This window comes from Mesorhizobium loti CJ3sym (assembly GCF_000472785.1).
Lineage (GTDB): Bacteria > Pseudomonadota > Alphaproteobacteria > Rhizobiales > Rhizobiaceae > Mesorhizobium > Mesorhizobium loti_E.
In genome coordinates this window covers 238,633-259,238 of record NZ_AXAL01000007.1, presented here as the reverse complement: position 1 = coordinate 259,238, position 20,606 = coordinate 238,633, and the positions used below count along the sequence as shown (strand labels likewise).

Annotated in this window: 23 protein-coding genes; 6 read left to right on the top strand and 17 right to left on the bottom strand. The window is 61.5% G+C overall.

All coding sequences use genetic code 11. From position 1 onward, the window contains the following. Positions 1-8: 8 nt before the first annotated feature. The 10 genes from fabZ to A3A9_RS0111595 form a co-directional block, all read right to left on the bottom strand. Complete coding sequence (gene fabZ / locus A3A9_RS0111645; protein WP_027058942.1) at positions 9-476, bottom strand: 3-hydroxyacyl-ACP dehydratase FabZ; 468 nt, start codon at positions 474-476, stop codon at positions 9-11. Further along, positions 469-1,524: a UDP-3-O-(3-hydroxymyristoyl)glucosamine N-acyltransferase gene (lpxD, locus tag A3A9_RS0111640; protein WP_027058941.1), complete on the bottom strand. Its 1,056-nt coding sequence runs from the start codon at positions 1,522-1,524 to the stop codon at positions 469-471. Before lpxD ends, fabZ begins: the two co-directional genes overlap by 8 nt. 75 nt (positions 1,525-1,599) lie before the next feature. After that, complete coding sequence (gene bamA / locus A3A9_RS0111635) at positions 1,600-3,966, bottom strand: outer membrane protein assembly factor BamA (protein WP_027058940.1); 2,367 nt, start codon at positions 3,964-3,966, stop codon at positions 1,600-1,602. A 217-nt stretch (positions 3,967-4,183) separates the two neighbouring features. Next, the gene (gene rseP / locus A3A9_RS0111625) at positions 4,184-5,326 is read right to left on the bottom strand and encodes an RIP metalloprotease RseP (protein ID WP_027058939.1); all 1,143 of its coding nucleotides are present in this window, start codon (positions 5,324-5,326) and stop codon (positions 4,184-4,186) included. Between the two features lie 103 nt (positions 5,327-5,429). Continuing rightward, positions 5,430-6,245, bottom strand: a complete 816-nt coding sequence (locus A3A9_RS0111620) for a phosphatidate cytidylyltransferase (protein ID WP_027058938.1) — start codon at positions 6,243-6,245, stop codon at positions 5,430-5,432. After that, positions 6,242-6,979 carry an isoprenyl transferase gene (locus tag A3A9_RS0111615; protein WP_275451168.1) on the bottom strand — a complete coding sequence of 246 codons (738 nt, stop codon included), beginning with the start codon at positions 6,977-6,979 and terminating at the stop codon, positions 6,242-6,244. The genes A3A9_RS0111620 and A3A9_RS0111615 overlap by 4 nt, the downstream gene beginning before the upstream one ends. Positions 6,980-7,008: 29 nt before the next feature. Then, the gene (gene frr / locus A3A9_RS0111610; RefSeq protein WP_027029034.1) at positions 7,009-7,560 is read right to left on the bottom strand and encodes a ribosome recycling factor; all 552 of its coding nucleotides are present in this window, start codon (positions 7,558-7,560) and stop codon (positions 7,009-7,011) included. 109 nt (positions 7,561-7,669) lie between these two features. After that, positions 7,670-8,392 carry a UMP kinase gene (pyrH, locus tag A3A9_RS0111605; RefSeq protein WP_027029035.1) on the bottom strand — a complete coding sequence of 241 codons (723 nt, stop codon included), beginning with the start codon at positions 8,390-8,392 and terminating at the stop codon, positions 7,670-7,672. Positions 8,393-8,532: 140 nt separating this feature from the next. Then, positions 8,533-9,642 (bottom strand): aldo/keto reductase, encoded by a 1,110-nt coding sequence (locus tag A3A9_RS0111600; protein WP_027058936.1) that lies wholly within the window; start codon positions 9,640-9,642, stop codon positions 8,533-8,535. Between the two features lie 39 nt (positions 9,643-9,681). Further along, a complete protein-coding gene (locus A3A9_RS0111595) occupies positions 9,682-10,206 on the bottom strand; it encodes a nuclear transport factor 2 family protein (protein ID WP_027058935.1) in 525 nt (174 codons plus the stop codon). A gap of 129 nt (positions 10,207-10,335) precedes the next feature. Between A3A9_RS0111595 and A3A9_RS0111590 the strand changes: the two genes are divergently transcribed. After that, positions 10,336-11,271, top strand: coding sequence for a LysR family transcriptional regulator (locus A3A9_RS0111590; protein WP_027058934.1), 936 nt, complete (start codon positions 10,336-10,338; stop codon positions 11,269-11,271). Positions 11,272-11,284: 13 nt separating this feature from the next. Here A3A9_RS0111590 and tsf read toward each other — a convergent pair whose 3' ends face one another. The 6 genes from tsf to A3A9_RS0111565 form a co-directional block, all read right to left on the bottom strand. Next, positions 11,285-12,205: a translation elongation factor Ts gene (tsf, locus tag A3A9_RS0111585; RefSeq protein ID WP_027058933.1), complete on the bottom strand. Its 921-nt coding sequence runs from the start codon at positions 12,203-12,205 to the stop codon at positions 11,285-11,287. Between the two features lie 109 nt (positions 12,206-12,314). After that, a complete protein-coding gene (rpsB, locus tag A3A9_RS0111580; RefSeq protein WP_023777441.1) occupies positions 12,315-13,097 on the bottom strand; it encodes a 30S ribosomal protein S2 in 783 nt (260 codons plus the stop codon). Between the two features lie 177 nt (positions 13,098-13,274). Further along, on the bottom strand, positions 13,275-13,637 hold the full coding sequence (locus tag A3A9_RS41145) for a LysE family translocator (protein WP_275451167.1): 363 nt from the start codon (positions 13,635-13,637) through the stop codon (positions 13,275-13,277). Next, positions 13,637-13,885, bottom strand: a complete 249-nt coding sequence (locus A3A9_RS46290) for a LysE family translocator (protein WP_275451166.1) — start codon at positions 13,883-13,885, stop codon at positions 13,637-13,639. The genes A3A9_RS41145 and A3A9_RS46290 overlap by 1 nt, the downstream gene beginning before the upstream one ends. Next, positions 13,882-14,160, bottom strand: coding sequence for a DUF4031 domain-containing protein (locus A3A9_RS0111570; protein ID WP_027058932.1), 279 nt, complete (start codon positions 14,158-14,160; stop codon positions 13,882-13,884). The genes A3A9_RS46290 and A3A9_RS0111570 overlap by 4 nt, the downstream gene beginning before the upstream one ends. Before the next feature lie 36 nt (positions 14,161-14,196). Beyond that, complete coding sequence (locus A3A9_RS0111565; protein ID WP_027029042.1) at positions 14,197-15,027, bottom strand: cell envelope integrity EipB family protein; 831 nt, start codon at positions 15,025-15,027, stop codon at positions 14,197-14,199. A gap of 138 nt (positions 15,028-15,165) precedes the next feature. Between A3A9_RS0111565 and A3A9_RS0111560 the strand changes: the two genes are divergently transcribed. The 5 genes from A3A9_RS0111560 to A3A9_RS0111540 all read left to right on the top strand — a co-directional run bounded on the left by A3A9_RS0111560 (position 15,166) and on the right by A3A9_RS0111540 (position 19,905). Next, positions 15,166-15,630 carry a RidA family protein gene (locus A3A9_RS0111560; RefSeq protein WP_027058931.1) on the top strand — a complete coding sequence of 155 codons (465 nt, stop codon included), beginning with the start codon at positions 15,166-15,168 and terminating at the stop codon, positions 15,628-15,630. Positions 15,631-15,643: 13 nt separating this feature from the next. Next, positions 15,644-16,372, top strand: a complete 729-nt coding sequence (locus A3A9_RS0111555) for a glycerophosphodiester phosphodiesterase (RefSeq protein ID WP_027058930.1) — start codon at positions 15,644-15,646, stop codon at positions 16,370-16,372. A gap of 55 nt (positions 16,373-16,427) precedes the next feature. Continuing rightward, complete coding sequence (locus tag A3A9_RS0111550) at positions 16,428-17,642, top strand: GNAT family N-acetyltransferase (protein ID WP_027058929.1); 1,215 nt, start codon at positions 16,428-16,430, stop codon at positions 17,640-17,642. A gap of 96 nt (positions 17,643-17,738) precedes the next feature. Further along, entirely contained in the window at positions 17,739-19,412 is a 1,674-nt protein-coding gene (locus tag A3A9_RS0111545) for a sulfatase-like hydrolase/transferase (protein ID WP_027058928.1), read from the top strand. A 64-nt stretch (positions 19,413-19,476) separates the two neighbouring features. After that, positions 19,477-19,905: an HIT family protein gene (locus tag A3A9_RS0111540; protein ID WP_027058927.1), complete on the top strand. Its 429-nt coding sequence runs from the start codon at positions 19,477-19,479 to the stop codon at positions 19,903-19,905. A gap of 31 nt (positions 19,906-19,936) precedes the next feature. On the opposite strand, the gene A3A9_RS0111535 is transcribed toward A3A9_RS0111540, so the two are convergent. Continuing rightward, positions 19,937-20,560, bottom strand: a complete 624-nt coding sequence (locus tag A3A9_RS0111535) for a chloramphenicol phosphotransferase CPT family protein (protein WP_033838497.1) — start codon at positions 20,558-20,560, stop codon at positions 19,937-19,939. Positions 20,561-20,606: the final 46 nt, after the last annotated feature.

Below are 20,606 nucleotides of genomic sequence, written 5' to 3'. Positions count from 1 at the left end.
CCCGATCGTCAGTCGCCGGTGACCATCATGGCTGAAATCTCGGCCTCGGCCACCTTGGTACCCTCGACCATGGCTTCGCAGGCGAATTTGAGCAGGTTGCCGCGCTTCTTGATTTTCTTGACGTGGATCTTCAACTGGTCGCCAGGAACGACCGGTTTGCGGAATTTGGCGTTGTCGATGGTCAGGAAATAGACCAGCGACGGCTTCGACGCCCCAAGGCTGCGGATGCAGATGGCGCCGGCCGTCTGTGCCATGGCCTCCACGATCAGCACGCCCGGCATGACCGGCTGCTCAGGGAAATGGCCCTGAAAATGTGGCTCGTTGATGGTAACGTTCTTGATGCCGATGGCCGAATTATCGCCATCGATGTCGACAATGCGGTCGATCATCAGGAAGGGATAGCGATGCGGCAGGAGCTTCATCAGCCCCATAATGTCGACCGCTTCCAGCGTCATCGCCGCCACCATATCAGCCATTTCCGTTGCCCTGCTTGCGTGCCCTGGCCATCGTGCGCAACATGGCTATCTCCCGCATCGCTTCCGCCATCGGCTGTGCCGGATAACCACCCCAGATCTCGCCGGCAGGGACATTGCTCATAAATCCACTTCTGGCGGCAAGCTTGGCCCCAGACCCGATGGTGAGGTGATCCGCAAGCCCGACGCCGCCGCCCATGGTGACATTGTCACCCACGACCACGGAACCCGAAATACCCGAAAGTCCAGCTATTATGCAATTGCGCCCGATGCGAACGTTATGGGCGATCTGCACGAGATTGTCGATCTTGGTGCCCTGGCCGATGGTCGTATCGGACATGGCACCGCGATCGACCGTCGTGTTGGAGCCGATTTCGACATCGTCCTGGATGACGACCCGTCCGATCTGGGGAACGCGTTCCGGCCCCTTGGCGCCGCCAACAAAGCCAAAGCCATCCTGGCCGATCCTGGCGCCGCCATGGATGATGACGCGGTTGCCGATCAGCGCATATTGGATACTGGTGCCTGGGCCGATGTAACCGTCGCGGCCGATCTGGCAGTACTGTCCAATGACCGCGTTTGGCGCGATGACGGTGCCGCTGCCGATCGAAGCCCCAGGCCCGATGACCACGCCGGCCTCGATGATGGCGCCGGCTTCGACATGCGCGGTCGGATGGACATGGGCATGCGGCGAAACACCGGTCTCACCGGTCATTGGTCCCGGCGTGGCTGCCGCGGGGAACAGCAGTCGACCGATCAGCGCGAAGGCCTGTTGCGGCCGTGGATGGGTCAGGACGGCAACGCCCGCCGGAGCCTTGCTGGCGAATTCGGTCGGGCAAAGGACCGCGGCTGCCCGCAGGGACGGCATCAACGCGGAGTTGCGCTTGCCATCGACGAAGACCAGCGCATTGGCACCGCCCTCGCTCGCCGGTGCGAGCGCCTCGATAAATATGTTGGAATGGCCGGAATCGACAAGCACCGAGCCGGTCAGATTCGCGACTTCGGCCGCCGTAAACCGGCGTGATGGCGCGAAGAACACCGGATCGGTCATTCCAGAAGCTATATCCAGCTAGGTCGGAACATTTCTCCCGGATCCAGAAAATCCGGGAGCATCGTTGGCCGCCGATCAGAAGCGGGTCGATATGCCGAAGTTGAATTCCTGCACGTCGTCGTGAGCTTGCTTCTTGACCGGGATCGCATAGTCGATACGGATCGGGCCAAACGGCGAGGCCCACATCAGGCCAAGACCGACAGAGGCGCGCAACTCCAAGTTCGTTGACTCCTGAGCAACGCTCGTAACCTGGCTGCCATAGAGAGTGGCCGCGTCAGCAAACACAGCACCGCGAAGGCCGAAGCTTTCCGGAACGACTGGCAGCGGGAACTGGGCTTCAGCGGAGGCATTGAAGTAGGTCGTGCCACCAAGATGGTCACCCGTAGCAGGATCCACAGGACCGATACCATTATACGCGAAACCACGGATCATACGGTCCGAGCTCTGGAACTGGTCGAAGATACGCAGGCCGTCACTGCCATAACCCTCTACATGACCGGCGCCGCCCGAAATAAGGCCGACAAGGTCAAGCGACTCGGACAGCGTCTGATAGACACTGCCGCGACCCGTGATCTTTACGAACTTCGCATCGCCGCCCAGACCCGCCACTTCGACGGACGTGTTGGCATAGATACCCTCATGCGGGTTCTTCATGTCATCGATGGTGTTGTAGACCAGCCCCAGGCTGACAGACGATTTGATCCACGGGCTCTGATCTATGCCATTCAGAATCGCAGTCGAGATGGTACAAGGGCTACCTGCAATATATGCCCCGTTGGTCAAGCAGCTGTCGTCCACCTTATATTTTTCTTGGGCGATATTATACGCCAGCTGGGTCGTGATGTTGTTGGTGATCGGCAGGCCGAAACGGATCGTCGCGCCCGTGGTGTCGCTGTCATAGTTGTTGTTGTATTCCCGCGTCGACTTGTAGATGTCGAAGCCGGCGGCGATACGCCGTCCGAGGAAATACGGCTCGGTGAAGGACAGGCTGTAGTCGCGCGAATTCTTGCCGCCGCCGGCTGAAATCTTGATGAACTGGCCACGGCCAAGGAAGTTGCGCTCGGTGATCGATCCTTCGACCGACGGACCCGCCGTATCGCCGCCAGTCGAATAACCGGCGCCAATCGAGAATTCACCCGTCGACTTCTCGACCACGGTGACCACCAGAACAACCTGATCGGGTTGCGAGCCAGGCACTGTCGAGATGTCGACCGACGTAAAGTAATCGAGGTTCTCCAGGCGCTTCTTCGCACGCTGGACGAGCACCTGATTGAAGGCGTCGCCTTCGCTGACATCGAATTCGCGGCGGATGACGTAATCACGCGTACGATCGTTGCCACGGATCTCGATGCGCTCGACATAGGCCTTGGTGCCCTGGTCGATGGTGTATACCACCGAAATCGTATGGTTCTCGAAGTTGCGGTCGCCACGCGGCGTCACCTGAGCGAAGGCGTAGCCGGAACCGGCCACCTTCTCGGTAAGCGCTATGAGAGAGTCTTCGACGTCCTTGGCGTTGTAGACATCGCCCTTTTGGGTCAGGACCACCGATTCCAGCGACTTCGAGTCGACTTCCGGGATCGTGCTCTCGACGCTGATATCGCCGAAATTATAGCGAGTACCTTCCTGGACGGTGATGGTGACCGTGTATTTGTTCGTCGCGTTGTCGAGTTCGCCGACAGCGGACACGACCTGGAAGTCGGCATAACCGTGATTGTAGTAGAAACGGCGCAGCAACTCCTGGTCGGCGCGCAGCTTGTCTTCGTCATAGACGTCGTCACGCAGGATGAACGAAACCCAGGACGAGCGCTTGGTGTTGATCACGTCCGACAGGCGGCGGCTCGAATAGGCGCTGTTGCCGACAAAATTGATCGCCGCGATCTGCGTGCGGTCGCCTTCGGTGATTTTGAAAACCACATTCACGCGGTTGTCACCGAGGTCCATCACCTCAGCGGTCACGCCGGCGTCGTCGCGGCCGATATGCTTGTAGGCGCCCTTGATCTGCTCGACGTCGGCATCGAGCGTCGCCTGAGAGAACGTGCCGCGCGGCTTCAGCTGGATAGCCATCTGAAGCGCGGGGTCCTTGATCTTCTTGTTGCCCTGGAAGAGCACCTGGTTGACGACCTTGTATTCGGCAACCTTGACCACCAGCGTCGAGCCGACCTGGTTGATCTGGACATCCGAGAACAGGCCGGTGCCGAACAGCGCCTTGACGGCCGCGTCGATGTCGGAACTGGAGAAGGCCTTGCCCGGCTTGATGGTGATGTAGTTGCGGATGGTTTCGGCGTCGACACGCTGGTTGCCGCTCACTTCAACCCTGCTGACGACAGCGGCCTCAGCCGTCGATGTGGCAACGATTTGCACTGCGAGCGCACCCGGCACAACCAGAGCCGCGGACAGTGCCGCCGCTGACGCGGCGTTCAGAAACTTGGAAGCTGCCTTCATCGGGCTTAATAACCTTTTCTCGTAGTCCCCACGGCGAGAAAACCGGACGTGCGGTAATTTCCCCTACCGTATTAACCGGATTTTCCCTACACGCAAGGCTTCTGGTTAATTTGTATTTACTTAACCCTGGTGCGTGGCTTTCGCGTCACTCATATCCCCGTGCATGGTAAACGGCGTCTCAACATCGACCATGCCCAGGCCAAATTCCTTCATGATTTCAGCATCCAAACAGATCGTTCCAGAACACGAACCCCATGAAGCACAAGACCAGAAGCAGACCGGCCCGATAGGCCATTTCCATCATCCGTTCCGACACCGGCCGGCGGATGACGGCCTCCACCCCGTAGAACAAGAGATGGCCGCCGTCGAGGGGGGGAATCGGCAAAAGGTTTAGAATGCCTATCCCCACGGACAGCAGTGCGACGAGTTGCACCAGCCATTCAAAACCCAGTTTGGCCGCCTTGCCGGCCATGTCGGCGATCTTGACCGGACCACCCAACTGGCACTTGTCCTCGCGCCCGACGGCGAAGCGCTGCATGAACTGGCCGGTGCGCTCGATGACGTGGCCGGTCTCCTCGACAGCCGCCGCAACGGCGCCGACCGGTGTATAGGTGATGAGACGAGGCTGGCCGAGTTCCTTGTTGTTGACGACGCCGATCACCGCGACCTTGACCTTGTTGCCGAGCGCGTCTTCCTGCTCCATCAGCTGCGGGCTCGCGGTCACCGTGACTTCCTTGCCATCGCGCAGCATGACGAAGGTGATGATATCGCCGGCGCGGCCCGAGACCAGCCGCTGCACGTCACCGAAGGTTTCCACCTTGCTGCCGTCGACGCTGACGAATCGGTCGCCCGGCAGAATGCCAGCCTTTGCCGCCGGACTGTCTGTTGTAACCTCGGCCACCATGGGCTCTGCGACATAACGCCCATAGGTGGCAAACAGCACGGAAAAGACGACGATCGTCAGCAGGAAATTGAACAGAGGCCCGGCCGCCACCGTTGCCGCGCGCTTCCAGATCGCCTGGGTGTGGAAGGCAACCTTGTGCTCTTCCTCGGTCAGCGTTTCCAACTCATCCGACGTCGGCTGGCTGGAGGTGGCGTTCATGTCGCCGACAAATTTGACATAGCCGCCAAGCGGTATGGCGCACAGCTTCCAGCGCGTGCCATGGCTGTCGTTGAAGCCGATGAGTTCGGGACCAAAGCCGATCGAGAAGGCCCTGACGCCGATGCCGCACCAGCGGCCGACGAGGTAGTGGCCCATTTCGTGGACAAAAACCACCACGGTCAGCACGAATAGAAACGGCACGAGCGTGCCGAGAAGCAAGCCGTCCGTGCTGAAAATCGCGTGAAGAATCTCGTTCAAGACAAACCCTCAAATTCTTCCGCGGCACAGTAGCGCCGTGACTGTGACATCAATCGGGGCGAATCCAAGGCACGCCTGGTGCCGGATCGCGAAATGACATCGTTCAAATGGGAAACAGCCCGTGCGCCGGATGATCGGCGCCTGCCGAAATCCAGCCGATGACGTACAAAGCCAGAGCTGCCGCGACAAGCCCGTCGACACGGTCCATGACGCCGCCATGGCCTGGGATGAGCACGCCCGAATCCTTGCGGCCGTGCCGCCGTTTGACCCATGATTCGAACAGGTCCCCGGCCTGGGCAACAATCGAGAGCACGAGCGCCACCAGACCGAGCAGCGCCAGATTGCCGGCACCGGCAACCGCGGCGAGAATCAGCCCGGCAACCACACCGCCAACCGCGCCACCGAGTGCGCCGCTGCGCGTCTTGCCGGGTGAAATCGACGGCGCCAGCTTGGGACCGCCCACAGTGCGCCCGACGAAATAGGCAAAAATGTCGGTCGCCCAGACGACCGCGAACAGGAACAGGATGGCGACGAGGCCCGAATGATCGCCGTCGCGCAGCAAGGCAAGCGACAGGCCGGACACGCTGGCATAGGCGAGGCCGCACGCGTCCCACTGCCCGCTGTTGCGAACCAGGGCGGCTATCGCTGCCACGACAATCAGGATGACGACAAGCGGCAGCAGCCAGAATGCTGGAAGGCCGGCAATCAAGGTGCCAATGAAAACGACCATCAGCGCTTCCGGCAGGAAGCCCAGTCCATTGGCCAACATGGGCCGCGACATGCGTGTCCACTCGTAAAAGATCATCCCCGACATGGCCGCGCACAGCAATCGGAAAGGCAGGCCGCCAAGCCAGGTCAGGCCAAGGGCGACGATGGCAAGGACAACCGCTGAAATGACGCGGAGCTGGAGATTGCTCATCCCGCGGCCGGTCGCGACGCGACGTCCTGCGGGCCATGTCCGCCAAAGCGACGCTCGCGGCCGGCGAATTCGCGCAAGGCCTCGGCGAGATGCTCGCGACTGAAGTCCGGCCAATAGCAAGGCAGGAAGACGAGTTCGCTGTAGGCGGCCTGCCACAACAGGAAGTTGGACAGGCGAAGCTCGCCGCTGGTGCGTATGACCAGCTCCGGATCGGGGATCCCTTGTGTGTCGAGAGAGCCGGCAAAGCTTTCGGCGGTGATTGCCTCGCTGTCGATTTCGCCGCGCGCCACAGCCGCGGCAAGCTTGCGGGCCGCGCGGACGATCTCGTCGCGTCCGCCATAGTTGAAGGCAATCACCAGCGTCAGCGCTTCGTTGCCTGATGTCAGCGATTCGGCCTCGTCGAGCAGCCCTCTGATGTCGGCCTGCAGCCCTGCCCTGTCGCCGATGATCCTGACCCGCACGCCGCTCTGGTGCAGTTCGGCCAGGTCACGGCGGATGAACAGCTTCAACAGCCCCAACAGGTCGCTGACTTCCGACTTCGGCCGCGACCAGTTCTCCGACGAGAACGCATAGACGGTCAGGAAGGAGATGCCGAGACCGGGTGCCGCGCGCACCGTCTTGCGCAGCGCCTCGACGCCGGCGCGATGACCCGCGAGCCTCGGCATGCCGCGCGCCTTGGCCCAGCGTCCATTTCCATCCATGATGATCGCGACATGCGCGGGCGTTGTCATGATCTCGCTTTCGGGTCGGCCTGAGGCCAACCCTAAACCTGCATGATTTCAGCTTCCTTGTCGGAAAGCAGATGATCGATGGTGCTGATTGTCTCGTCGGTAAGCTTTTGGACCTGGTCCGAACGCTTGCGCTGATCGTCCTCGCTGATGGTGCCGTCCTTCTCAGCCTTCTTCAGGAAGTCCATGCCGTCGCGCCGCACATGGCGCGCGGCGACGCGGGCATTCTCGGCATAGGTGTGCGAGATCTTGACCAGTTCCTTGCGGCGCTGCTCGTTGAGCTCCGGCAGCGGAATCCTGAGATTGGTGCCGTCAACGATCGGGTTGAAGCCCAGATTGGATTCGCGGATGGCGCGGTCCACCGCGCTGACCATTGCCTTGTCCCACACAGACACCGAGATCATGCGCGGCTCCGGCACGGAGACGTTGGCCACCTGGTTGATGGGCATGCTTGTGCCATAGGCCTGCACCTGGATCGCATCGAGCAGATTGCTGGAGGCGCGACCGGTCCGCAACGAGGCCAGATCATGCTTGAACGCCGCGATTGCCCCATCCATGCGCCGCTTGAGATCGTCGTACTCACTCATCTTGGTCTCCTCGACCCGTCTGCCGCGGGTTCACTGCTTCGGGGCAAGGCCCCGTTCGAGCCTGATTTTCGAAAAGCCGGTTTCCCTTTTTCAGGGATCAGGCCCCGGATCAATCGTCCGCGACGACCGTACAGCGGCCACCGCCCCTCAGAATATCGCCGAAGCCACCTTTTTCGTGGATCGAATAGACGATTATCGGAATGTTGTTTTCGCGCGCAAGTGCAATTGCAGCCGTATCCATGATGGAGAGGCCGCGTTTTATGACTTCACCATGGCTGATGCGCTCGAAACGGGTCGCATTCGGGTCCTTCTTCGGGTCGGCCGAGTAAACGCCGTCGACCTGCGTTCCCTTGAACAGCGCATCCGCGCCGATTTCGGCGGCGCGCAGTGCCGCGGCCGAATCAGTGGTGAAGAATGGATTGCCGGTGCCGCCGGCGAAGATCACCACCTTGCCCTGGTTCATATACGCATCTGCCTGGCGCTGCGAAAAGCTCTCGCACAGCTCGGGCATGGCGATCGCCGACAGCACCACGGCGTCGACGCCGATCTTGTTCAGCGAGGTGCGCAGCGCCAGCGAATTGATGACCGTGGCAAGCATGCCCATGTGGTCGCCGGTGACGCGATCACCGCCCTTGGAGGCAACGGCGACGCCGCGAAAGATGTTGCCACCGCCGATGACGACGCCGACCTCGATGCCCAGCGCACGCGCTTCGGCAATATCGCCGGCGATACGATCGACGACCGAGACATCGATGCCAAAATGCTGTTCGCCCATCAATGCTTCGCCCGACGCTTTCAGCAAGACACGTCGGTAGAGGGGCTTCACCGTCATCTGGGCCTCGTCATTTTGCATGTGGCGTCCGGGCATGCATTCGCGCGGGCGCGATCCCAAAACACTGGGTTCCGATACACGAAGGGCGCCGCGATGTCACGCGGCGCCCTCACCCAATTCTACCTGTCTGTCGTGGCCTGTCAGCGGCTGGTAATGCTCACGGCGGCGCCCTCGACCAGCAGCGGCGGCGCATAACCCGCCGGCTTGTCGCCGGTCACGGCATCCCCCGTAACACGGGCCTGGATTTCGGAACCGAAGTACGAGTAGGGAAACGACGGCGGCGTTTTGCTGACCGCATCGAGCCTGGCGCGAAGCGCGTCGGGAATCATGAAATCAAGCGCGGCAAGGTTGTCCCGCAGTTGCGCCAGCTTGGTCGCGCCGAGGATCACGCTGGCGACGCCCGGTTGCGTTGCTACCCAGTTGAGCGCGACCTCAGCCATGCTGCGCCCGAGCTCGGAGGCGATCTTTTCGAGCTCGGCCACGATCGCCCAGTTGCGCTCGGTGAATTTCTGGAACCCCGGATGTGTGGTGTTGCGAAAACCGTCGAGCCGACCGGCATTGCCGTCCTGGGTCGGACGGTACTTGCCGCTGAGCAGGCCGCTTGCCAGTGGGCTCCACACCATGATGCCGGCGCCATAACGGGTGCCGAAGGGCACGAACTCGTGCTCGATCGACCGCTCGGCGAGCGAATATTCGAGCTCCAGGGCCGACACGGGCTCGTAGCCGCGCAATTCGGCGATCGTTTGCGCTCGGGCGGCATACCAGGCCGGCACGTCGGACAGGCCGACATGGCGAATTTTGCCTGCGCACACAAGATCATCCATCGTGCGCATGACCTCCTCGGCCGGTGTGAGCCCGTCCCATACGTGCAGGAGATAGAGGTCGATGTAATCGGTGCCCAATCGCTTGAGCGATGCGTCGACGGCGCGCAGGATATTTTTGCGGCCGTTGCCGCCTGCGTTCGGATTGCCGGGTTCCGCGTTGAACGTGAATTTGGTGGCGATCACCGCCTTGTCGCGCATGCCCCGCTCGGCAATGAATTCGCCGAGCCAGGTTTCGGCGGTGCCACCCGTATAGAGATCGGCGGTGTCGAAGAAATTGCCGCCCGCCTCGACATAGGCGTCAACCATGGCGCGAGCGGTTTCCCTGTCTGTGCCCCAGCCCCACTCCGTGCCGAAGGTCATCGTGCCCAGCGCCAGCCGGCTGACGCGGAGGCCGCTGTTGCCAAGAGTGTAATAGGTCATGGTCATGATCGTTTTCCAATGCTGGTGATGAATGCCGCGGTCTCACTAGCCCGGCGTCGCCTTGACCCAAGGGTTGCCGCGCTCATGCGTCATGCGGAACGCGAAGCCGTCGACCTTCCAGCCGCCAGCGGAGCGCGTCAGGTGATGCTCATAGGTGCCCCAAACTTCCCAAAGCGGGTCGCCATTGCCTTCCATCCGGTTCCAGGCATAGCCGTTGGAACGGACCGTCGCCGTATCCGCCTCGAGCACAACCTGGTGATTTGTGCGCAGATGCAGGCTCGTCTTGCTGCCCTTGAGGTTGCCGGCCCAGGCGCCGATCAGGTCGTCGGAGGCGATGTTAGCCGAAGGCTGCCCGGACAGGCTGCTGAAATCGGCGGTAACCCGATCCGCGAAATAGCTGCGCGCCAGTTTCCAGTCCTGCGCGTCGACGGCGCGATCGATCGCATCGGCGATACGGATGACGGCGCGTTCGTCCGCGAGCGCCCGCCAGCCGGATGGTTCCGCGCCGCCGGCATCGATCGGCGCCAGCGCCATGCCTGCTGCGAAGGTCACATGTTTCAATGCATTCATGTCTTTTCTCCTTGATGCCATCAGCGATTGCCGATGTGTGGGCGCCGATGTGTTGGCGACAATGTGGGCCAATGTCGTCACATCGATAAGATTGCATTGTTCGCAAAGACTATGCGATATGATGCATGAATGGATCGGGATCTACTTACCCATCTGCCAGTTGTCATTGCAGTTGCCCGGCGCGGCGGTTTTGCGCTTGCCGCGGCCGAACTCGGTATGAGTCCGTCAGCCGTCAGCCATGCGGTGCGCCTTGTCGAAGAGCGCATCGGTCAGCCGCTGTTTGCGCGCACGACGCGCAGCGTTTCGCTGACGGAAGCCGGCAAGGCGCTGGTGGAGACGGCGGCCCCTGCCCTTCAGGACATTGCAGACCGGATGGACCGCATCCGCGCCATCAAGGGCCGGCCTTCGGGCCTGCTCAGGCTCAACGTTCCCAACATCGCCATTCCTCTTGGCATGACGGCGGTGGTTGCGGCGATGGCCGAGCGTTATCCGGATGTGACAGTTGAATTGCTCACCGACCAGGGGCTGGTCGACATTGTCGGCGAGGGTTTCGACGCCGGCATCCGGTTGGGCGAAATGATTGCGCAAGACATGGTCACTGTCCGGCTGACGCCGCCGTTCAAGGCCGTGATGGTCGCATCGCCTGCCTATGTCGGAAAGCACGGCCGTCCGCGCAGCGTGGCCGATCTCGCCAACCACAATTGCATCGCCTACCGGCTGGTTCGCTCCGGTGCGCTCTATCGCTGGGATCTGACCGAAGACGGCAAGGATGTCGTTGTGGAGACAAAAGGCACGGTCATCGTCACCGATTCGCTGGCCGCGATCGACCTGGCGCTTGCAAGCGTCGGTCTTGCCTATGTGTTCGAACCGCTGGTGCGCGCGGATCTTGCCGCCGGCCGCCTCGTCCGGATCCTGCCGCAAACCGCGATCGAGGAGCCGGGGCTGTTCCTCTACTTTCCGCGCCGAGCGGCGATGGCGCCGAAACTGCGGGCCTTCATCGACACTGCAAACGACATCGGCCGGGCATCCCTGCGGACGCCCGGCCGAAAAACACAGTCGCAATAAAGCGTTAGGAAGCTTACTTCTGGACCGCTGCCGCGACTTCCGCCGCGAAATCGGTCTCTTCCTTTTCGATGCCTTCGCCGAGCGCGAAGCGCAAATAGGCCGTGATCTTGGCCGGCGCGCCGATTTCCTTCTCGGCATCCTTCAGCGCCTTCTCGACGGTGATGTCGGGATTGAGCACGAAGGCCTGCTTCAGAAGCACGACTTCCTCATAGAACTTGCGCAGGCGGCCCTCGACCATCTTCTCGATGATCGCTTCGGGCTTGCCGGACTGGCGGGCCTGATCGGAGAAGATCGCCTTCTCACGCTCGACCGCCGCAGGATCGATCTGCTCGGCGGTCAACGCCAGCGGGTTGGTGGCGGCGACATGCATGGCGACTTGGCGGCCAAACGCGTTGGCGGCATGCTCGTTGCCCGTGGTTTCGATCGCGACCAGCACGCCGAGCTTGCCAAGGCCGTCGGCAACCGCATTGTGGACGTAGGTGGCGACAGCGCCGTGCGGAACGGTCAGCTTGGCCGAGCGGCGGAAGCCCAAATTCTCGCCAATGGTCCCGACAGCGTCCTTGATCGTGTCGGTAACCGACTTGTCCGAACCCGGGTACTTTGCAGCGGCGACAGCCTCCGTCGTGCCATAGGCCAGCGCGACCTTGGCAACGTTGGCGACGATTTCCTGGAATGCGGCATTGCGGGCAACGAAGTCGGTCTCGGAATTGACCTCGACGACGGCTGCCTCGCGCACGCCATTGTCGACGCCGATCAGGCCTTCGGCAGCAGTGCGGCCGGCCTTCTTGTCGGCCTTGGAAATGCCCTTCTTGCGCAGCCAGTCGACGGCCTCTTCCATGTTGCCGTTGGTCTCGGTCAACGCCGCCTTGCAGTCCATCATGCCCGCGCCGGTCAAGTCGCGGAGTTCTTTGACCTGTGCAGCCGAAATGCTCATTGTCGCCTCTTTGTCTAGAATGCACCGACGCACCATCGGTATTCGATGGTGCGTCTGTTTAGCGTGCCAAAATATGAGAAAGATGAAGGCCGCAATCGGCCTTCGATTATCAAGCCTCGGGGGCTTCCGACGCCGGAGCCGGATCGAGCGCCGGCTCGACCGGAGCTTCGACCGAAGCGCCGATATCGACACCGAGCGCGCCCTGCTGGCGGGCGATGCCGTCGATCGCAGCCTTGGCGATCAGGTCGCAATAGAGCTGGATGGCGCGGGCCGCGTCGTCATTGCCGGGGATCGGGAAGTCGATCTTGTCCGGATCGCAGTTCGAATCAATGATGGCGACGACCGGAATGCCGAGACGCTTGGCCTCGAGGATGGCGATCGCTTCCTTGTTGGTGTCGATCACGAACATCAGGTCGGGCGTCGAGCCCATGTCCTTGATGCCGCCGAGTGCCTTGTCGAGCTTCTCGCGCTCGCGGTCGAGGTTCAGGCGTTCCTTCTTGGTCAGGCCCTGGGCCTCGCCGGCCAGCATCTCGTCGAGCTTGCGCAGGCGCTGGATCGAGTTCGAGATCGTCTTCCAGTTGGTCAGCATGCCGCCGAGCCAACGCGAGTTGACGTAATACTGGGCCGAACGCTGTGCCGCATCGGCAACGATATCAGATGCCTGGCGCTTGGTGCCGACGAACAGCACGCGGCCGCCCTTGGCAACAGTGTCGGAAACCTGCTTCAGCGCCTGGTGCAGCAAAGGCACCGTCTGCGAGAGGTCGATGATGTGGATGTTGTTGCGGGCGCCATAGATGTAAGGCGCCATCTTCGGGTTCCAGCGGTGGGTCTGGTGGCCGAAGTGAATGCCAGCTTCCAAAAGCTGGCGCATGCTGAAATCAGGCAGAGCCATTCTTATTTTCCTTTCCGGTTAGCCTCCACGGACACAGGCATTTTTGGACGAAGTCCTCGAACGCCACCGGAGGTTTCAGCCGGATTTCTCCCGGGCAGACACCAAAGTCCGTGTGTGGAATGAGCGCGCATATAGAGGGGAAGCGCAACAAACGCAAGCGCGGCGGCGCTTTACCGCTCAGCGTGCGGCAATCAGCGCTCCGGTGCCGATCATCGCGCTGCCGGCAAACCGGTTCATCAGCCGCATGCGCCTGGGTGTCCTGAACCAGCCCGAGGCCCGACCGGCGAGCGCAGCATAGACACCCATGGTGACGATGTTGACGGTGATAACGACAGCCACCACCAGCAAGCCATCGACAAAGGTCATGGTGTCGAGGTTCAGGATGAGCGGCATGATCGAGGCGTGGAACAGGATCGCCTTCGGATTGCCGAGCGCAATGGACGCGCCGAGCAGGAAAGACCGCGACAATCTCGTTTCAACAGCCTTCGGTTCAGTCGGTTGTGTGGCGGCAGCGCGCCACATCCGGATACCGAGATAAATCAGATAGGCAGCGCCAGCATATTTGAGCAGGAGGAAGACCCATTCGAACGTCTGGGCCAGGCAACCAGTCCAAGCAGTGCGAGGGTGACCAGTACGGCATCGCCAGCGGCAACGCCGACACCGGCCATGAACGCGCGACGAAACCCGCGCGACACGCCATTGGTGATGACTGTGAACATCGCTGGCCCCGGTGTGGCGGCAGCGAGCGTGACGGCGGCGCAATAGGCGAGAAATGCCGTTGGTGTCATCGCTTGGCCTTTCCGTTGGGCACCCGAACCCGGCGGAAGATCGCGACGATCTCCTCGCGGCTGCATTCGATGGCGCCGAGCCGCACCGCGCGGTCGCGCTCGAAACCGGTTATGTCATAATGCGGAGCGGATGTCCTGGGCGGTCCCTGGTAGGATGAACGCTTCACACCAAGCTGGGCTGCGAAACGATGCAACTCGTCGGTATCGTCGGCCATCAGGTGGCACCAGCGATGGCCGGCCCACTTCCAGATCGCCGCATCGACATAGACTGCCATCAAGCCCGCCGCGGCCAGCCCAATTGCGCACTCCTGCTATTTCGATACCGGGCAAGGCTTCGTCTGGTCGAACAGCGACAGGTTGACCAGCTTGCCGGTCATCGAGAAGTCACCATAGTCCATGACGAGATCGCGGGTAATGCCGTTCTCGTGCAGCTTGAAGCTGATCCGGTATTCCGGCACCTCTTCGCCGTTCTGGGCGCTGTCGTCGAAATAGGCGATGTCGACCGGCCAGTATTTGTCGGTGGCAAGCTTCGCCAGCGCCGGAGCCTCCGGATCGGCCTTGTCGGCTTCGGTCTTCTTGCCGACGACGACAGTGGTCGTCATTACCTTGTTGGCGTCCTCCGAGCCGTCGAACAGGTTTGTCTGGTAGAAGTTTTCGCCCTTCTCGGCCTTGCCGATCAGCTCAACCAGATGCTGGGTCGGAAACTGGGTGGCGGCAAGCTCCAGACTGTTCTTCTCGGGCTTGTCGATATCGACCTTGAGGCCCTTGGCGTCTTTGGTGGCGATACCCTTGACCTCCTTGTCGAGGTTCTGGTCGACAAAGGATTTGGTCACGAACGAGAACGTCTTGCCTTCGGCATCCTCGAAAGTCGTCGTCTGCTGGTCCGTCAGCTTGGTGTTGTCGTTGGTCGCGATCTGCGTGACAAAACGGAATTTCACCGTATAGCCTTCGCAGGCTGAACCATTGAACTCGTAGACCATGCGGCCGGTGATACCGGTGATGCCGGAACGATCGTCCGCCTTCTTGAGGGTGAGGTCGTACACGGCGCGATGCGCCTGCAGCGCCGGAACCGCGAAAGCCGGGACTATCGGGAGGGCCGCCGACAACAGGACGGCGTGGAATGCAAGGCGCGTGGCGCGCATGTGGTACTCCGATCGTCGCGGCTGATGGCAGGCCGCAGGGAAAGATGGTCCAGCTTAAAAAAAGTCGTGGCGGAAGCGAGGCAAAAATAGCAATTTCGGCCCGGCCAGCGCAGCACCTTCCAGCAATAGGGAAAAGCAATGAGTGAAACAATCGAAAAGCGGCTAAGTGATCTCGGCGTGACGCTTCCCGCCGCCGCCGCACCAGCCGCCAACTACGTGCCCTATGCAAGGACCGGCAACCTGCTGTTCACCGCCGGACAATTGCCGCTCAAGGATGGCAAGCTGCAGGCGAGCGGCCTGCTTGGCCGCGACGTCGACACAGCAAGCGGCAAGGACGCGGCAAAATACTGCGCGATCAACATTCTGGCGCAGGCCAAGGCAGCGCTTGGCGATCTCGAGAAGATTCGCAAGTTGGTGAAAATCACCGTCTTCGTCGCCTCCGTCGCCGACTTTGTCGAGCAGCACCTAGTTGCCAACGGCGCCTCCGATTTCCTGGTCGCCGCCCTTGGCGAGCGCGGCAAGCACGCCCGCTCAGCCGTCGGCACCGCCTCCCTGCCGCTTAATGCCGCAGTGGAAATCGAAGCGATCTTCGAAGTCGAATGAGCGAAGGCCTGACATGACCGACCTTTCCTGGCTGACCGCCCGGCCTGTGGCCCATCGCGGCTTTCACGACATGAACAAGACGCGCTGGGAAAACACGCTTTCCGCCTTTGCCGCCGCCGCCGAACGGGGCTACGCCATCGAATGCGACGTGCATCTGTCGTCGGATGGCATTCCCGTCATCATCCATGATGACGACCTGAAAAGGCTGACCGGACAGGACGGTTTCGTCTGGCAACGCAGCGCGGCCGAACTGACCGCGCTCAAGGTTGGCGGCACATCCGACCACATCCCGACGTTGCAGGAGGCGCTCGACCTCGTCGATGGCCGCGTGCCGATGATCGTCGAACTGAAAGGCATTCCCGGCCGCGACGAAGGCCTCGTGGCGCGTGTCGGCAAGATGCTCAAACGCTACAAGGGCAAGGTGGCGATCATGTCGTTCGATCACTGGCTGATCCGCGATTTCCCGAAACATGCGCCCGGCATTCCCGCTGGGTTGACCGCCTACGGCAAGGACCTCAAGCTGATCGAGGCGCATTTTTCGATGCTCGCCCACGAGCTCTCCTTCACCTCCTACGCTGCCGGCGACCTGCCGAATCCGTTTGTCAGCTTCGTGCGTGAAAAGCTCAAAATGCCAGTCATCACCTGGACGGTGCATGACCAGCCCGCGATCGACCTGACCTTCAAATATGCCGATCAGATGACATTCGAAGGGTTCGAACCCGATCTGGTCAAAGTCGCCTGAGCGGGGTTTCTGAAACGTGACTTGTAGCAGCCCGGATGGAGCTTAAATAAGCCTCATGGATCAGGGCGACCACGGCGATGGACAAACAGCGAATGCGGACTATTCGATCCGCATCGCCGCCGGCATCGGCGCGTTCACCTGCGATGAATGGAACGGCTTTGCCGGTACCACGCGCGGCGACGCGGAAAATGGCTATAACCCGCTCGTTTCATTCGCTTTTTTGAGCGCCCTGGAAGATTCCGGCTGCGCCGTGCGGCGCACCGGCTGGCAGGGACATCACCTGCGGCTGGAGACTGCGCAAGGCAGGCTGCTGGGTGCGGTCCCCTGTTATCTCAAATCGCACAGCCAAGGCGAATATGTATTCGATCACGGCTGGTCGGATGCTTTCGAGCGTGCCGGTGGCAGCTATTACCCAAAGCTGCAATGTGCCGTGCCTTTCACGCCCGTTACCGGCCCTCGCCTGCTGGTCGGCAAAAGCGAGGATCAGGACGCGGTGAAGGCCGGGCTTGCCGCCGGTCTCAAAATGGTGACCGACAAGCTCGGCGTGTCCTCGGCGCATGTCACCTTTGCGCAAGAGAGCGACGTTGCGACCCTCGAGGCCGCGGGCTTCCTGCATCGCACCGATCAGCAGTTCCACTTCTTCAACGAAGGCTTTTCGACTTACGACGACTTCCTGGGCACGCTTGCCTCGCGCAAGCGCAAGGCGATGAAGAAGGAACGACGCGAGGCGCTTGCCCCAGGCATCACGATCGACCGGCTGACCGGCAAGGACCTGACCGAGAAGGCCTGGGACGACTTCTTCGCCTTCTACATGGATACCGGCAGCCGCAAATGGGGCCGTCCCTATCTGAACCGCAAGTTCTTCTCGCTGATCGGAGAACGCATGGCGGACGACATCCTGCTGGTGATGGCCAGGCGCAACGGGCGCTACATTGCCGGCGCCATCAATTTCATCGGCTCCGACGCGCTCTATGGCCGCAACTGGGGCTGCATCGAGGATCATCCCTTCCTGCATTTCGAGGTCTGCTACCACCAGGCCATCGACTTCGCCATCGAACGCAAGCTGAAGGTGGTTGAGGCGGGTGCCCAGGGAGAGCACAAGCTGGCGCGCGGGTACCAGCCGGTGACCATGCATTCCGCCCACTACATTTCGCATCCTGGCTTGCGCAACGCCGTCGCCGACTATCTCAAGCGCGAGCGGCGCGAGGTCGAGCGGATGGGCGAATATCTGGAAGAACATACCCCGTTTCGCAAGGATCTGGAGGAATAACAGCCCCCGGCTTGCCGCCTGCCGCTGTTTACCGCCCGGCCGGAATCCGCTAAGCCATGTCCCGGGACATGGGTGCGCAAGCACCCTGGGGGAAACATGCAGGGTTTGGCATCTCTGGGTGTCGGGCAATGGCTCGGTGCAGCGGGGCTGGTGGTCACGCCGCCTCTGGTTGCCTGGCTCGAAGGCAAGCGCTCGGGCTGGCCTCTCGGCTTCGCGACCTTTTTTCTCCTTTTTGGCCTCGCGCATCTCCTGTTCGCGGGTGACATCGTCGCCTTGTGGGCGGCGCTGGTTCTGACGGCCATAATCGGCATCATCTCCAAACTGAAGCATCGCTATCTCGGCTTCAATTTCCTCGCCGGGGACATCTATCATCTCGCGGCAAGCAGTTTTCGAAGCGTGCTGGCCGATCATGCCCGCATGATGATCCCTGCCCTCACGGCCATGATCGCGATCGTCCTGGCGATAATTGTCCTGGCAGTAATGCTCGCCGAGCCGGCGATGCCGCTCCCGCAGCGCCTTGCCTTGTTCAGCGCGGCGGCCTTTGTGTATCTATGCGTCTTCTGGGCAAGTGGCGGCCCGAAGCGATTTCGCTTTCACCATCTGACCGGCGACCGGTTTCACCTTTCCGCCTTTGTCGCCTCATGGTTCGGCGCGGGCCCTTCACGGCGAGCCGGCTTTGTCGACATCGATCCGGAGCCGTTGCCGCTGCTGCCGCCAGTGCCGGCCAGGCGACCAGCCGGTGAGCGAGCGCCGCACATCGTGATGATCTTGCACGAATCGACATTCGACCCGAGCCGGCTCGGCATGGCGGCCAATGAAGCGTTCGAGCGGTTCTTCACGCCGCCGGATGGCCTCTCAGGCGCACTGCATGTCGATGTCTTCGGCGGCAGCACGCTGCAGACCGAATTTTCGGTGTTGACGGGCCTCTCCTCGCTCTCATTCGGCAATGATAGCCGCTACGTCTTTCACCTTCTGAGTGGACGGGTGCGGCATTCACTTCCATCCGTGCTGAGTGGCATCGGCTACAACGTGTCCCATGTCAGCTGCGACCGGCCTTCCTTCGTCAATTGTGGCCGGTTCTACCAATCGGTCGGGTTTGACGAGGTCAGCTATGCCGAAACCTTGCCGCCGCCATTCGACGCCGACCGCTGGAAACGGGAAAATCATGACGAACAACTCTACGATCACGCGCTTGACCAGCTTTCAAACCGCGTCGCGGCCGGCAAGCCATGTTTCCTTTCGATCACGACCCTGATGAACCATGGCGACCACCGCCGCCGAATCTTTCCAATCGAGCGTCATGCGGAATTGCGCCAAGAGGCCGTAGCGGCAACCGGCGTTCCGTTTTATGGCGAATATGCCGTGCGGCTGGCCGAGAGCGTCGCAGCCTATGCCGCCTTTCGCAGACGACTCGAAATCCTGTTAAACGGCCAGCCGGCGATCATCGTCCGCTACGGCGACCATCAGCCGTCATTCACCACGGCGCTTACCGGATTGCCGCCTTCCGATCCGGCCTTGCGTCAAACGTTCTACGCGATCGAAGCCGTGAACAGCGGGCTTCCGGACGATGTTGTGGCTCCGCCAGTCCTCGATTGCGCTTTTCTGTCGACACTGACCTTGCTGGCCGCCAGGCTCCCGCTCGATCCGGTATTCGCCACGCGGGCCGCCTTGTTGAACGATTGCGCCGCAGCTTATTTCGACGCCGCATCGCCGCGCAAAAGACGTTTCCATCGCGCGCTTGTCGACGCCGGCATGGTCGATCTCGCCTGAACGTCTTGCCGCTCAAGAGCGGCCTCGCTACACCGATGGCGAGCTGCAATCCGGAGCATCCGCCATGGCCGAAGTCTACGATCCCGGCAATATCTTCGCAAAGATCCTGCGCGGCGAGATTCCATCGCACCGCGTCTACGAAGATGACGCCGTCATCGCCTTCATGGATGTGATGCCGCAAGGACCGGGCCATACGCTGGTGGTGCCAAAAGCCCCGTCGCGCAATCTGCTCGACGCCAACCCATCGACCTTCGGCCCACTTTTCACCGTCGTTCAGAAAGTGGCGCTGGCAGCGAAGAAGGCGCTTGATGCCGACGGTGTCACCATCCTGCAGTTCAACGAGCCGGCCTCCGGACAGACCGTCTATCACCTGCATGTCCATGTCATCCCGCGCTTTGATGGCATCCCGTTGAAGCCGCATAGCGGTGGGATGGAAAAACCCGAAGTGCTGGCCGGGAACGCCGAGAAGATTCGCGCAGCGCTCGGAAGCTGACCCGCACCTCGTTGCACGGGCAGGAGAAGGTCTAGTCAGCGACTTGAGCCAGCCGCTCGATCGCGTTTGGCCGGGCGCCACTTCGCATCAGCCATTGGCGGATCGCATGCGCGCACTGTTCAGGGCTGAGGACCGAGGTGTCGACCTCAAGATCATATATGCCCGGCCGGTGCACCGCTTCCTGCCACAGACGCACCGGCAGAGGTATGGGATCGTCAGAAGAGCCGGTGACATATCCCCTGCCCGCCTCGCTGGCGGCTCGCCTTTGCATGATGATGTCAACCGGACAACGCACACCGACAAACAGCACCGGCAGGCCGGCCAGCCGGCGCGCGCCATCGATCAGGCAGTCAAGTGACTTCGAATACGCATCGTGATGGCCGACATCCGTCACGACATTCAGGCCCAGCCGGCTGTGGGCTGCGATGGATTCGTAGAGGGCGGCGTACAAACGCGACACGAACACCTCCAGATCGGGGCGTTCGCCGCCAGGGCGCAACCCTATTCCTGGACGAAGTCGCGGGGGCGTGATCTGCTCATAGCTGTCAACGCCCAGATTCATCCATGGGCCATCAAAGCTTTCCTGAATGGCTCGAGCGATGCTCGACTTCCCCGATCGGGGCACGCCGTTGAGGATGATGATCTGGCCTGGCATAGCCACCCCATTCTCCAAATGGAAAAAGCCCCGTTGCCGGGGCTTT